11 protein-coding genes are annotated in these 14,454 nt (G+C 44.3%); 4 read left to right on the top strand and 7 right to left on the bottom strand.

All coding sequences use genetic code 11. The features are described 5' to 3' along the window. Positions 1-92 precede the first annotated feature (92 nt). Positions 93-1,745, bottom strand: a complete 1,653-nt coding sequence (gene pgi / locus F0145_RS12030; RefSeq protein WP_150088811.1) for a glucose-6-phosphate isomerase — start codon at positions 1,743-1,745, stop codon at positions 93-95. Positions 1,746-1,869: 124 nt separating this feature from the next. Here pgi and F0145_RS12025 point away from each other — a divergent pair, with 124 nt between their 5' ends. Then, complete coding sequence (locus tag F0145_RS12025) at positions 1,870-2,223, top strand: YraN family protein (protein ID WP_150088661.1); 354 nt, start codon at positions 1,870-1,872, stop codon at positions 2,221-2,223. 120 nt (positions 2,224-2,343) lie between these two features. Here the strand turns inward: F0145_RS12025 and F0145_RS12020 are convergent, their stop codons facing one another. Together F0145_RS12020 and htpG are read right to left on the bottom strand one after the other, a co-directional pair. Next, the gene (locus F0145_RS12020) at positions 2,344-3,258 is read right to left on the bottom strand and encodes a toxin-antitoxin system YwqK family antitoxin (RefSeq protein ID WP_150088660.1); all 915 of its coding nucleotides are present in this window, start codon (positions 3,256-3,258) and stop codon (positions 2,344-2,346) included. A 182-nt stretch (positions 3,259-3,440) separates the two neighbouring features. Then, positions 3,441-5,267 carry a molecular chaperone HtpG gene (gene htpG / locus F0145_RS12015; RefSeq protein WP_150088659.1) on the bottom strand — a complete coding sequence of 609 codons (1,827 nt, stop codon included), beginning with the start codon at positions 5,265-5,267 and terminating at the stop codon, positions 3,441-3,443. Between the two features lie 213 nt (positions 5,268-5,480). On the opposite strand from htpG, the gene F0145_RS12010 reads away from it, so the two are divergent. From F0145_RS12010 to F0145_RS12000, 3 genes are all read left to right on the top strand, one after another. After that, positions 5,481-5,825, top strand: coding sequence for a hypothetical protein (locus tag F0145_RS12010; protein WP_150088658.1), 345 nt, complete (start codon positions 5,481-5,483; stop codon positions 5,823-5,825). A 172-nt stretch (positions 5,826-5,997) separates the two neighbouring features. Beyond that, positions 5,998-8,472, top strand: coding sequence for a TonB-dependent receptor (locus tag F0145_RS12005; RefSeq protein WP_150088657.1), 2,475 nt, complete (start codon positions 5,998-6,000; stop codon positions 8,470-8,472). A 108-nt stretch (positions 8,473-8,580) separates the two neighbouring features. Next, positions 8,581-8,889 carry a DUF4286 family protein gene (locus F0145_RS12000; protein ID WP_150088656.1) on the top strand — a complete coding sequence of 103 codons (309 nt, stop codon included), beginning with the start codon at positions 8,581-8,583 and terminating at the stop codon, positions 8,887-8,889. 128 nt (positions 8,890-9,017) lie between these two features. Here F0145_RS12000 and F0145_RS11995 read toward each other — a convergent pair whose 3' ends face one another. The 4 genes from F0145_RS11995 to F0145_RS11980 form a co-directional block, all read right to left on the bottom strand. After that, positions 9,018-9,521: a GNAT family N-acetyltransferase gene (locus F0145_RS11995; protein WP_223816007.1), complete on the bottom strand. Its 504-nt coding sequence runs from the start codon at positions 9,519-9,521 to the stop codon at positions 9,018-9,020. A gap of 162 nt (positions 9,522-9,683) precedes the next feature. Further along, on the bottom strand, positions 9,684-11,882 hold the full coding sequence (locus F0145_RS11990; RefSeq protein ID WP_150088809.1) for a prolyl oligopeptidase family serine peptidase: 2,199 nt from the start codon (positions 11,880-11,882) through the stop codon (positions 9,684-9,686). A gap of 159 nt (positions 11,883-12,041) precedes the next feature. Beyond that, a complete protein-coding gene (locus F0145_RS11985) occupies positions 12,042-13,010 on the bottom strand; it encodes a zinc dependent phospholipase C family protein (RefSeq protein ID WP_150088655.1) in 969 nt (322 codons plus the stop codon). Positions 13,011-13,115: 105 nt separating this feature from the next. Further along, entirely contained in the window at positions 13,116-14,009 is an 894-nt protein-coding gene (locus F0145_RS11980) for an NAD(P)/FAD-dependent oxidoreductase (RefSeq protein ID WP_150088654.1), read from the bottom strand. Positions 14,010-14,454 lie beyond the last annotated feature (445 nt).

Below are 14,454 nucleotides of genomic sequence, written 5' to 3'. Positions count from 1 at the left end.
GCAGTAAAAGCAGCAGGTTATTGGCCGCTAAGGAATTATCTGTTATTATAAATAGTTTCTTAGCGGCAAATAACCTGGTATATTAATTAAAATTATTTTCGCATCTCCTTATACGCATTAATCAGGCCGTTGGTAGAGGAATCGTGCGCTTGTATTTCGTCGTCGTTAACTAACTCGGGTAGTACTTTTTTAGCCAATTGCTTACCCAATTCTACGCCCCATTGGTCGAAACTGAAAATATTCCAGATAACACCCTGCACAAATATTTTGTGTTCGTACATGGCAATTAAACTGCCCAGCGTAAAAGGATCGAGCTTTTTGAACAGGATGGAATTAGTAGGCCGGTTGCCGGTAAATACTTTAAAAGGCGCCAGTTCCTGAATTTCCTCGTCTGTTAATCCATCGGCTTTTAGTTCGGCAATTACATCCTGCAAAGTTTTGCCATTCATTAAAGCTTCGGTTTGAGCAAAAAAGTTAGACAGCAATTTGGCATGGTGATCGCCGATTGGGTTTTGGCTAATAGCCGGCGCCAGAAAATCGCAGGGAATTAATTGGGTACCCTGGTGAATAAGCTGGTAGAAAGCGTGCTGACCGTTGGTGCCAGGTTCGCCCCAGATTACTGGGCCAGTGCTGTAAGTAACCTGGTTGCCATCGCGGTCGATGTACTTGCCGTTGCTTTCCATGTTGCCTTGCTGGAAATAAGCCGGGAAACGATGCATATATTGGTCGTAAGGCAAAATAGCTTCGGTGTGCGCACCAAAGAAATTTACGTACCAGATGCCAATTAGCGCCAGTAATACCGGAATATTTTTATCGAAGTGCGTCGTCCGGAAATGCTGATCCATGGCGTGCGCGCCTTCCAGTAATTCTTTATATTTATCGAAACCAATAGCACAGGCAATGGAAAGCCCGATAGAAGACCAAAGCGAATAACGGCCGCCCACCCAATCCCAGAAAACAAACATGTTTTCTTCGGCAATCCCGAATTTTTTAACCGCCTCCAGGTTTGTAGAAATGGCTACAAAATGCTTGGCTACTTCGGCTTCATTTTTAGCGTGCTCCAGAAACCACTTTTTAGCGCTTTCGGCGTTGGTCATGGTTTCCTGGGTGGTAAAAGTTTTAGAGGCAATCATGAAAAGAGTAGTTTCGGGATCTACCTTTTTCAGGGTTTCGGCAATGTGGGTACCGTCTACGTTCGATACAAAATATAATTTTAAATTTTCGCGCTGGTACGGTTTTAAAGCCTCGGTAACCATGTAAGGCCCTAAGTCAGATCCACCAATACCAATATTTACGATATTTTCTATTGGTTTGCCGGTGTAGCCCAGCAGTTCGCCCGCGCCAATTTTATCGGAAAAAGCTTTCATCTGCTCCAGTACCTGGTTTACGGCCGGCATTACGTCTTCACCATCTTCGTAAACTGGGTCGTTAGAACAATTACGCAAGGCTACGTGCAGCACGGCCCGGTTTTCGCGCAAATTTATTTTTTCGCCACTGAACATTCTTTCAATGGCATCTTTCAACTGCGATTCTTCGGCCAAAGCCAGCAACGCCTCCAGGGTTTGGTCGTTGATGATATTTTTGGAATAATCGACGAGCATATTCCGGAACTGCAGCGAATATTTGGAGAAACGGTTCGGATCAACGGCAAACATATCTATCATGTGTTTGCTTTTCATTACTTCATAATGTTGTTCCAGCGTTTTCCAGGCATTAGTTGTAACCGGATTAATATTTTGTAACATGGCGCTCATTTTAAAAATCGGGTAAAATTAACAACATATATTAAAATAAAAGTTACCTGCAGTTAAAATATATGATTTTCAACCGTATTACAGCATTGCTGAGGCGCAGAAAAACGTTTGATTAATGGCAGAACATAACAAAACAGGCTTTGCCGGCGAGGAAATGGCCGCTCGTTTTTTAACCCAGAAAGGTTATAGTATTCTGGCCCGAAATTTTCGCTACAAAAGGGCCGAAGTAGATTTAATTGCCCGATTAAATAATTTGCTGGTGTTTGTAGAAGTAAAAACCCGTTCTACGCTTAAATATGGCTATCCGGAAGAATTTGTAAGCCGGCGAAAAGTGGAATTATTTCAGGAAGCGGCCGAAGAATATATTCACCAAATAAACTGGCCGCACGATATTAGGTTTGATATAATTGCGGTTACTACTTCAGGAAATGAATATTCCTGTTACCACATCGAAGATGCCTTTCATTAACATCTTCTGTGAATAGTTTTTTTACATCTTCCGGAAAAGAAGAAATATGATTTTAATAAATAAAAGCCTTGGCGCTACTATTCAGCAATTTACCGTTGCCAGCAGCAGGCAGCAATAAATTTATTGTTTGGCCGCCGGACGTTTGTCTAATTTACCGTGTTCGTAAATAAGCGTGCTGTGGCGGTCGTACTCCCGTAGCAAATAAGGTTCAAAGGGTTCCGCATCGGCTGCCTCGGGGTACTGATATTCAAAATGTTTACGGTTCCGGAATGGCCAATATTCTATCCAAACGCCTACTTTTTTGCCCGCTTCGTACTGTCCTTCCCAGGCTTTCAGGCCGTTTTCCAGAAACGACACGTACTCGCCGTGAATTTTGCCTTCGGAATAAGGGATAACTTCTTTTATTTTGGTTTTAGCGGCATCGTAATAATTAATAATGGCATCGCGCTGAAATCCTTTTTCGTAGTGGGTTTTGGTAAGTAAAATATTGTTGCGGTTGTAGGTTTCCCAACGCAAATGGCGGGTACCCAAATAATGGTAACCTTCGGTTACAACCTGCTTGCCCACCAGCTTTTTGTAAGGCCCGTGCGGAATGCGGGCATCCGAAAGTTTAGTTGGGGTACCCCGTAAAATACGTTTACGGCGGATACTATAATAATATTTGGCCGGCGCGTACTGGCTGGGTTCTACGTATTTGGGCAGGTAATAAAATATTTCGATGGTGGCATTTTTACCGCTACCGGTTTTGGTAAAGCCTTTCTTAACCTGGTAACCCAGAAATTCTTTTTTCTTCTTTTTACGCTTTTTGTTTTTGTGCTTAGCATTAGCCAGCGCCGTGGTATCAATGGCTACGTTAAGCTGGGGTTTGGCGGTATCGGCTAAGGCTACGGGTTCCGATCTTTTCTTAAACAAGCCGGTTTTTTCGTCCGGCAGATCTATAGCAGTTTCGGCATCTACGTTGTAGTTGCGCTTGCTGCACGAAAAAAGCCACAACAGGCCGACACAGATCAGAAGAAATTTTCTGGTAAAAACCATTAAGCTACTACGGGTTGTTTAACGCTCCTATGAAGAAACGTAAAGATGTAAATAAAAAGTATTTCCACAATACAACCAGCACCCCGAATGAGTTCCGGAGAAATTAAGGTTTAAATATTACTTTAAAAACAAAAGAGGCAGAATTGCTTCTGCCTCTTTTAAACAACAACTAAAAAATGGTTCTATTCTTTTTCAATTAACTCCACGCTGCGTTTTACAAAAGCGGTTAAGGCAGATCCGGTAAGCATGTTCTGCGACAACAAAGCTAAATCGAAAGCCTGTTTGGCAATAATTTCTTTGTTCTCGTCTTTCGCTTTTAAAATGCGGCTGTTAATCGGGTGGTTGGCGTTGATGCTTACATTATACGTATCGGGCATGTTGCCCATAAACATCATACCGCCACCGCCTCCGGTACGACTCATGTCTTTCATGCGGCGCATAAACTCGGGCATGGTAATAATTACCGGCGAATCGTTCGGCGACAACGGCTCGATGCTAACGTGCATGTGCTGGTTGTTGATGGCTTTTTCGTAAACTTCTTTTAGCGAAGTTTTTTCTTCTTCGGTCAGAATGGTGTCCTGTGTCGTTTCTTTCTCAATCAGCTTATCAATGGTTTCGGAGTCTACACGCTTTAAAGTGGTTTTTTCGAGTTTCTGCTCCAACATGCCAATAAAGTGGCTGTCGATCATGTTATCCAGCTTTAACACATCGTAGCTGCGGTCTTTGGCGGCTTCTACAAAAGCGTGTTGTTTTTCCTCGTCGGTGGTGTATAGCAATACCAGGTTATCGTTTTTATCTTGCTGATTCGCCTGCACGTATTCTTTGTACTCATCCAGCGTAAAGAATTTATCTTCTACGTTCTGTAGCAAAGCAAAATTTTTGGCTTTGTCGTAAAATTTATCGTCGCTGAGCATACCGTATTTTACAAACAGGCCAATGTCGCTCCATTTTTGCTGGAAGCCCTCGCGGTCGTTGCGGAATATTTCGGCCAGTTTGTCGGCTACTTTACGGGTAATGTAGGTGTTGATTTTCTTAACGTTGGCATCGGCCTGTAAAAAGCTGCGCGATACGTTCAGCGGAATATCCGGCGAATCGATAACCCCGTGTAACAACATCAGGAATTCCGGCACCACATCTTTCACCTCGTCGGTAATAAATACCTGGCGGCTGTAGAGCTGTATTTTGTTCTTCTGCAGCTCAAAATCGTTTTTCACTTTCGGGAAGTACAAAATACCGGTCAGGTTAAACGGATAATCTACGTTCAGGTGAATCCAGAATAAAGGTGCTTCGGAGAACGGATACAGTTCTTTGTAGAAATTCTGGTAATCTTCGTCGGTTAATTCGGATGGTTGTTTCGTCCAGATAGGATTTGGATTATTAATAACTTCGTCCTGAAACTCTACCTCAATCGGTAAAAACTTACAATATTTATTCAGAATGGTCCGAATGCGGGCTTCTTCCAGAAACTCATCCGAATCGGCGGCAATATTTAAAATTACGTTTGTACCGCGGTCTTCTTTATCGGCAGAGGTAATGGTAAATTCGGTGCTACCATCGCAAACCCAGTGCGCCGCTTCTGCCTCTTCCCGGAACGATTTCGTAACAATCTCTACGGTATCGGCCACCATAAACGCCGAGTAAAAACCTAAACCAAACTGACCAATTATTTGGTTCGGCTCCGGCTTGTCTTTGTATTTTTCCACAAATTCAACCGCACCCGAAAAAGCAATCTGGTTAATATATTTTTTAATTTCTTCGGCGGTCATCCCAATGCCACGGTCGCGCACAATAATCTGGCGGGCTTCTTTGTCCACGCTTACCTTTACTTTCAGATCGCCGAGTTCGCCTTTGTACTCACCAATAGCCGATAAACGCTTTAGTTTTTGGGTAGCATCCACGGCGTTGGAAACGAGCTCACGCAAAAATATTTCGTGGTCGGAGTACAAAAACTTCTTAATAATCGGAAAAATATTCTCGGTATGAATGGAGATATTGCCTCTTTCTTCCATAGTAATGCTATCTATATTTTTTGGTTTTGAATTCTCTTTATTCCGGCAACTCAAAAGTTATTCCAGTTAAGTTATACCGGCTAAATAATGACAGGTTGGCAGCATTTGCGACCATAAAGGCTATTTTGTAAATATCTTAACCTGTTTAGTACCTGCAACCTATTTGCTTACGTTGAAGCAATGGATTACATTTGTGTTGTATAATTTTCTAACGTGTCGGTCTACAGCAAATTTATTTCTTTTTTCCTGCTGGCAGTATTCTTTCGGGTACTGGTACCCGATAGTTTGGTATTGGCCTTACACCGGCACACGCACACCGAAGAAGTAAAAATAAATCATCCGGCCGCCAAACACCAGTTAGGCGAAAAGCACATTCACTGCCCGGTAGAGCACTTATTCGACAGCAGCTTTTACCATTTACCTCCTACTGTTAGCTGGCTGGTTGTGATTAAGCCAGCCAAAACTTACCTGAATAAATTTAACAGTATCTGGAAATTTACTTTTCCGAATACAATTTGCCTGCGCGGCCCCCCTTCTCTGCCTGCTCTTCTGGCCTAATACGTTTTATTTAGATTTTACCATTACTGCCTGTTTTATGTAAGGCAATAATTGGCGTATCTATTTATCATACAACTTTTTAGGCTCCATCTTTTACAAAATCTTTATCGTTTAAAGAGCAATCCCATAGCTTTTAGCAGCTACTGGCGATGGCTGGCAATATATTATACTCATGAAATTAAGTTTTTCTATATTTTTAATATTTATTTCTGTTGCCGCTTTTGGTCAGAACAGCCTGAGCGGCCTTATTACCGACAATACCACCCAGGAACCTTTAATAGGCGTTTCGGTTTACCTACCCGATTTGCGGCAAGGTGCCGCTACCGATGAACTGGGCCACTTTAGTATAAATAATTTGCCGCGGGGCCGGTTTCTGGTACAGGTAAAATTAATTGGTTACAGCCCGATTATTAAAACCGTGGTTATTTCGGGTGCTACAACTTTAGACCAAACCTTAACCCCATCGGTTACCGAACTGGGTACGGTGGTGGTAACCGGGGTATCGGCCTCTACCGAAAAGCGCCGTAATCCGGTACCTACGGCCGTAGTTGGCCCCAATGAACTCCGCCGTCGGGCGGGTAATAATATTATCGATGCTATTGCCCATACACCGGGTGTATCGCAGGTTACTACGGGCGCAGCCATTGCCAAACCGGTTATCCGGGGTTTAAGCGCCAACCGGGTGGTTACGCTAAACAACGGCATGCGCCAGGAAGGCCAGCAATGGGGCGACGAACACGGCATTGAGATCGATGAATATTCGGTGGACCGCGCCGAAATCGTAAAAGGCCCCGGCAGCATTATGTACGGCTCCGATGCCATGGCCGGCGTTATTAATTTTATTTCGCCGGACCCCGTGGAAGAAGGCAAAATAACCGGTTCCTACTCCGGCAATTACCAAAGCAATAATGGTTTAATTGCTAACTCCCTGATGAACGCTGGTAACCTGAATGGCTTTAACTGGCAAACCCGCCTGAGCCAGAAAGCTGCCGGCAATTACCGCAACCGTTACGATGGCCGGGTATATAATTCGGGCTTTAACGAATTAAACCTGAACGGCTACGTGGGCCTGAACAAAAGCTGGGGCTACTCGCACCTGAACTTTAGTAGCTTTAACCAAAATTTAGGATTAACAGAAGGCGAACGCGATTTACAAGGCAATTTCCTGAAGCTGGCCGAAATAGACGGTGAAGAACAGGAAGTAGCCGTAACTTCGGATGATTTGAAAGGCTACGAGTTGAACGACCCTCGGCAGCAGGTAAACCATTTGCGTTTTGCTTCGCAGAATAACTTTATTTTGGGTGCTTCGCGGGTAACCTTAAACCTGGATTGGCAACGTAACCTGCGCCAGGAATTTGGCCACGACCACGGTAATCACGAAGATGAACATGAGCACGAACACGAGCACGAACATGAGGGTGAAGCGGGCCACGAAGACGAAGCTTCGCTTATTTTTGATTTGCAAACGCTGGGCTACGACTTAAAATATTTTTTACCCGAAGCGGCTGGCTGGAATACCACTTTTGGCTTGGGCGGCATGCAGCAAACTAACCAGAACCGCGGTGAAGAATTTCTGATTCCGGAATATCGTCTGGCTGATGTTGGCGTTTTTGGCTTCACCCGCAAAGATTTTGGTAACCTGCACCTGAGCGGTGGCTTGCGCTACGATCGGCGATCTGTAGATTCTGATGCGCTGTATTTAAACGATCATAGCGAACCTACTACTAGTCCGGCCGAGATTGAGCAAACTAAATTTATAGCTTTTAAGCGAAATTTTTCTAATATTTCCGGGTCGGTGGGTGCTACCGTCGATTTTTCGCAGAAACTTTCGGGTAAGTTAAATATTGCGCGTGGTTTCCGGGCACCCAATATTTCGGAACTGGCCTCTAACGGCCGCCACGAAGGCACCGTCCGCTACGAAGTTGGCAACCCCGACCTAAAACCCGAAACCAGTTTCCAGGTAGATGCCGGCCTGAGCCTGGACACCGACCATATAACGTTGGATATAAATGGGTTTAATAATAATATTGACAAGTATATTTTCGCCGAGAAACTGCGCAGCGTAGCTGGCAGCGACTCCATCAGCGACCCCGCCGATCCGGCGGCTACCTTTAAATACGTACAGGGCGATGCCCGCCTTTACGGTTTCGAGATTGGCATGGATATTCACCCGCACCCGCTCGATTGGCTGCACTTCGAAAATACGTTTTCGCTGGTGCGCGGCATCCAGTTAAACCAACCCGATTCTACCCGGAACCTGCCTTTTATTCCGGCACCCCGGCTGCAATCGGAAGTACGTTTAAATTTTAGGGCCAACAGCAACCTGGTACGCAATTGGTTTACCCGCCTGGAACTGGAACATAATTTCCGGCAAAACAGAATATATTCAGCTTACAACACCGAAACAACTACGCCGGCTTATACCTTGCTAAACTTCGGTGCTGGTTTAGATGTACCTAACGGCCGCAAGTTAACCTTGCTTTCGGTGTACCTGTCGGTGAATAATATTTTTGATATGGCTTACCAGAACCATTTGAGCCGCCTGAAATATACCGCCGTAAACGAGGCTACCGGCCGCCGGGGCGTTTACAACATGGGCCGCAATGTTAGAGTTAAAGTAATCGTGCCCCTGGCTTTCCGGAAATAAACTATTTTTATTAATATAATTGTTAAAACAAAAGCGCTGCCTACCTTGGCAGCGTTTTGTTTTAAATTAAGTAAATATTATCTTGAGGATTAAAGAGTAAAACCATACATGCTTTTATATAACATTACTGTTAGTATCGACAATGCCGTGGCCGAAGAATGGTTAACGTGGATGAAAGAAACCCACATACCAGAAGTAATGGCTACTACTTATTTTGTAAAATATCAGATTGCCCGCATGCTTACTGAGGAAGCTGATACCGGCGGGGTAACCTACGCCGTACAATATTTCTGCCGCAACATGGCCGATTTTGAAGAATACCAGCAAGATTACGCTCCAACCCTACAAGCCAAGCACGCCAGCCGTTATCCCAATCAGTTTGTAACTTTTGAGTCGTTGCTGGAAGTAGTAGATTAGTTTTGGCTGTTTTATCCTGTTAAACTAGAAAGCCTTCCTGACCAGGAAGGCTTTCTAGTTTACTTTATAGTCTAAATATATGCTACGGAATTACTCTTTGTTAAAGTTTTATGGTTATTATCTAGTAGCTAAAGGTTTTCTACATACGCCGCAATTTCCTGCTCATTCATATTGCAGTTAATCCATTCGGCATCCAGGTTACAGTTTAGTTTTTTGTAGAAAGTAATAGCGGGTTCGTTCCATTCCAGCACTTGCCACTTCAGGCGCTTAGCGCCGAGTTCCTGGGCCCGCCGGGCAAACGCATCGAACAGCTTTTTACCCAAACCGTAGCGGCGGTAAGCTTCGGTTACGATTAAGTCTTCCAGAAACAGCATTTTGCCTTTCCAAGTAGAGTAAGCCATGTAGTACAGGCAAATACCCACTACTTTTTCTTCTGCTTCGGCCACAAAAAACTCAAAAACCGGGTTTTCGCCAAAACCATCTGCTTCCATGTCGGCGAGGGTATTGGTTACTTCCTGGGGCGCGCGTTCGTACTCGGCTAGTTCCTGAATAAGCCCGTAAACCTGGGGCAAATCTGCTTTTACTCCTCTCCGGATTATAATATTCATGCTATGGGTATAAATATTGGTCATTAATAATAATGTAAAATTAAAAATGGTAACCAGAACGAACAGCATTTATTCATTCGGGTTACCATTTTTAATTTATGTGAGTTCGAAAAATTCTTTTAAGCCATTCAGATTATTTCGGATTAATATTATGCAGCGTACTTCCCAGCTGAATTTATTTATCAGTTATTTAGGCGAGTTATACGGATTCACGCCCATATTCTGGTACACAAAAGCCCAGATATCGGTGGCTTCTGCTATTTGCTGGGCCGTAGATTTACCAGCGCCATGGCCGGCATTTACTGCTACGCGAATTAAGTACGGGTTTGGCCCGGCGCCTTTCTCCTGCAAGCGGGCAATATATTTAAACGAGTGGGCCGGTACTACGCGGTCGTCGTGGTCGGCGGTGGTAACCAATGTAGCCGGATAGCTAACGCCTTCTTTAATATTGTGCAGCGGCGAAAACTGAAGCAGGTTTTTAAATTGCTCGGGGTTATCGCTGGAGCCATATTCTGGTACCCAACCCCAGCCAATGGTAAACTTATGAAAACGCAGCATATCCATTACGCCCACGGCCGGCAGAGCCACTTTAAATAATTCGGGACGCTGGTTGGCTACAGCCCCTACCAGTAAACCACCGTTAGAGCCGCCCGCAATAGCCAGTTTTTCCGGGGAGGTATATTTCGCCTGAATCAAATATTCGGCGGCCGCAATAAAATCATCAAACACGTTTTGTTTGTTGGGGGTCATGCCGGCTTGGTGCCATTCTTCGCCAAACTCGCCCCCGCCGCGTAGGTTAGCCAGCACAAACACACCGCCATTTTCGAGCCACAACATCCGCGAAATACTGAAACTTGGGGTATACGACACGTTAAACCCCCCGTAGCCATACAGGTAAGTAGGATTTTTGCCGTCCAACACCAAGCCTTTTTTATGCACGATAAACATGGGCACTTTGGAGCCGTCTTTGCTCGGGTAAAATACTTGTTTGGTTTCGTAGCCGTCCATGTTCACATCCAGATCGGTTTTCCGGAACAGCTCGGAGGTATTGGTGGCTACCGTATATTTATAAATGGCGCTGGGATAAGTAAAGGAATTGAAAGTATAAAACACTTCTTTATCTTCTTTCTTCCCGCTAAAACCAGTTACGGTACCCAAAGTGGGCAGTTTTAACCCGTGCAGGCGCTTGCCGTTTACATCAAACACCACTACTTCGCTGGCGGCATTTTTCATGTAATCTACAATTAACCGGTTATCAATTAAAGAGACACCCGTAATTACGTTCTCCGATTGGGGTACCACGGTTTTCCAGTTAGCTGGTTGCGGCTTTTTGGGATCGATGAGTACTAACTGGTTTTTTGGCGCTTTATAAGTGGTTTGTACCAGCAGCTTATCACCAATATTATCAACTACATTATATTCGGCGGTAAAATTGCTAACCACCGGCATAAATGCGTTTTTCTCGTCGCGCAGGTCTTTTACGTACAAGGCATTGGTGCTGGTAGCACCTTCCGAAACGGTAATTATTAAATATTTTTCATCGTCGGTGGTTTGGGCGCTGAAGTACCGCAGTGGCTTGGTTTTGTCTTCGTAAATTAATTTATCCTGGCTCTGCGGCGTACCCAATTTGTGGTAATAGACTTTGTGGTATTCGTTTTTGGCGGCCAGTTTGCTGCCATTTTTAGGCGCATCGTAGCGGCTGTAAAAGAAGCCATCTTTAAACCAGGCTGCCCCCGAAAATTTAATCCATTCCAGTTTATCGTTTAATTTTTCTTTCGTAACCGCATCGAGCACGTAAAATTCGTTCCAGTCGGAGCCGCCGCCCGAAGTACCGTAAGCCACGTATTTATTATCTTTCGAAAAGCTGACGGTGGTTAAAGAAGTGGTACCATCCGAAGAAAATTTATTTGGGTCGATGAAAACTTGTGGGGTACCCGTTAGGCCTTGCTGCACATATAATATTGCCTGATTTTGCAGCCCGTCGTTTTTGTAGAAATAATACTTTTCGCCGCGCTTAAAAGGGGTACCATATTTCGGGTAATTCCAGATTTTGGTTAAGCGCTCTTTTATTTTATCCCGAAACGGAATTTTATTTAAATAATCGAAAGTAACCTTGTTTTGGGACTGTACCCAAGCAGCAACTTCGGCGGTAGTATCATTTTCGAGCCAGCGGTACGGGTCGGGTATTTCGGTGCCGTGGTAATTATCAGTGTGGGTTACTTTTTCGGTTACGGGATATGCGATAGCGGCCTTATTCATGTTGGTTGTATCTTCGGTGGCCGTGGCAACAGCATCCTGGGTCTCCGGCGTATTATTTTTGGCCGATTGGCAGGCAACCAGTAAGCTTATGCCCCCAGCAACCAGTAAAGAAGTGGTTTTATTCATCATTAATTAAGTACTGTTTAATTTTCGAAATTACGAAATAAGCCCAGTTCAGCCGCACGTATTTTAGCGCCTGCTTTATTAATATTTTAACTGTAGCCTTCCAGGCTCATTCAGCTCGAAAAACATTAGAGATATTAACGGATGGGTATTTAAAATATTTTATTCGGCTTCGTGTGGCCGGTCTGGGGCTACAACCTGTTTTAATTGTTGGCGTTCTGCTGCCAGTTGTTGTTTTTGCGCTTCGGTGAGGGGTTGTAAATTATTTAAATCTGGCTGTCCGGCATCTACCCAGCAGGTGTACCAGAAAGAACCCACCAACCAAACAGCGTAGCGCATTTGCCGTTCTACCTGCCCTTTCAGCTTTTGGTGGTAATTAGTAGTGTAAGCTTTGGAATAGGTTTTAACGGTAATATTGTTGCGTTCCTCAAAGGTATATTTTTTGTCTTCGGGTAATTGGGCGGCTACTTCTTTCTCGAACCGGAGCACCGAATCTAAGGCCGCATGCGACCGGATTATAATATCCCAGGCTTTCTGCTGCGGTTTTTCTACATAAGCTGCCGGTCCTACAAAAAAATCGTAATTGCCGGCCAGCAACTCCGGTAACCGCGATTCCCAAAACCCATGAATGCCGTGCTGATTCGTAAATTGCCCGTTGTAGTTGCGGGTCGTATGCAAGGGTACGCAGGCATCCGCTAAATAATGGCCTAAATCGGCGGATAGCCGCAATATTGCCGGTACATCGTGGTGCTTAAAAGCTTCGGTTAACTGATATTTTACAAAATTTAAATGCCAGGGCAGTACCCCGTGTTTTGCCAGTGAGTCTTCGCCAAATTTGGCTACGGCTTCCGGCCAGTTGCGGGGCAATTTGTATTGGGCGCTATCGCCGTAAACATCTAAATCAATAAAATGGCGCGGACCTTCGGCTTTTACCACGTAGCGCCGTTTATCGGGGTTAACGGCATTCTCGGTAATATAAATAATGTGCTTTTTATAAAACCCAATTATTTCGGGCGGCAGGGTAAACACCGCTAACCGGTTAATGCGTTGGTGCGCGTAAAAACCCCACGAAAAAATATTACCAGCCGGCCAGAAGAGCAGCAATAACAAAAAAACCATGTGTTTTTTCATCCCGAAATATTCTTTATCGGCTCGTATGGCAATATTTGTTTACAAATATTTTAACCGTTTTTGTTTACAAATATTTTAACCGTTTGTTAGTGGCTGATGTATCTGCTACAGCCGGAATTCTTCCTGAAGTTCTTTGTTAATCATTACGCCGGCTTTGGTACCTTCGGCGGCAGCCACAATTACCAATTGCATATCGCGGGCCGCATCGCCGGCTACGTACAAACCAGACACGTTGGTTTGCTGCTGATGATACGTTTTAATAACACCTTTGCTGGTGAAATCGCAATCTAACTGGCGACCCAGGGTAGACCGCTGATCCTGGCCGGTTGAAAAAAAGATAGCATCGCAGGGCATACTGCCGCCGCCTTGTAATATTATTCTTTGCAGCGTAGAACCTTCTCCTTCTAACCGTTCAATAGGGGCAGTACATATTTTTACTTTGTTTCGCTCCAGTAATTGCGCATCGGCGGCGCGTAACCGGCGGGTACCATCGGTGTAAAGTGTAACATCGCTGCTCCAGGTTTTTAACGACAACGACAACCCAATGGCATCGCGGTTTTTGCCGTAAGCACCCAAAGCGGTATTTTTATGTTCCCAACCATCGCAATACGGACAGTGGTGTATACTTTTGCCATTAAAAGGTTCGCAGCCGGGTATCTGGGGCCAGCGGTCCTGAATACCGGTGGCCAGTAATAATTTCCGGGAAAGATAAACCTGGTCGTCGCTATCTGTCACTTCAAAAAAGCCACCCGAGCAGCGCGCTTTTACTATTTCTTTGGCTTTAAACGCAAAATCGTATTTCTCCAGATCTTTCCGGGCTTCTTTTATAAAATCGCGGGGATTAATGCCGTCGCGGGTAATAAAAGCGTGCATGGCATCTGACCAGGCATTGCGGTACTCGCCGCTATCGAATAAAATAACCTTGCGCATACAGCGCCCCAACAACAACGCCGCACTTAAACCGGCCGGCCCGCCTCCAATTATGGTTACATCGTACATATTCTACCTAAAAGTTACAGGTTTCACTAAACGTTGTTCGGGCATTTAGGTAAACAGAAACCCGCAAAAATTAAATATTATTTTTAAAGTCGCGGTTCTGCTTATCTAAAAAGCTTGTTAATAAGCATTTCTACTAAAATCAGCTTCATCTGAAACCAGGCAACGCCAAAAATAATTAGATTAAACAGTTGACTTTTAATTATTTGAATCATTAAAATAATAAAGAAACAGACATGTTAGGAGCCGCCCTATTAAACCTGTTTACGGTGGTATTTTTTTTGGTTGTAAGCTACTGCACTGCGGGTAAAAAATGCTTAGGCCCAGGCCTTTTAACAAGCGTAGCCATTTTAACAAACTTCTTTTTACCCCTTTAACTTTACTAGTGCTCAAAATAGCTAGAATATACCGATACGAACCAAAAAAAGGCATTTTTCCATATAAAATA

Origin of the sequence: Adhaeribacter rhizoryzae (assembly GCF_008629685.1) — a bacterium.
Taxonomy (GTDB): Bacteria; Bacteroidota; Bacteroidia; order Cytophagales; family Hymenobacteraceae; genus Adhaeribacter; species Adhaeribacter rhizoryzae.
The sequence above is the reverse complement of the archived record's forward strand: the minus strand, read 5'-3'. Positions and strand labels throughout refer to the sequence as shown.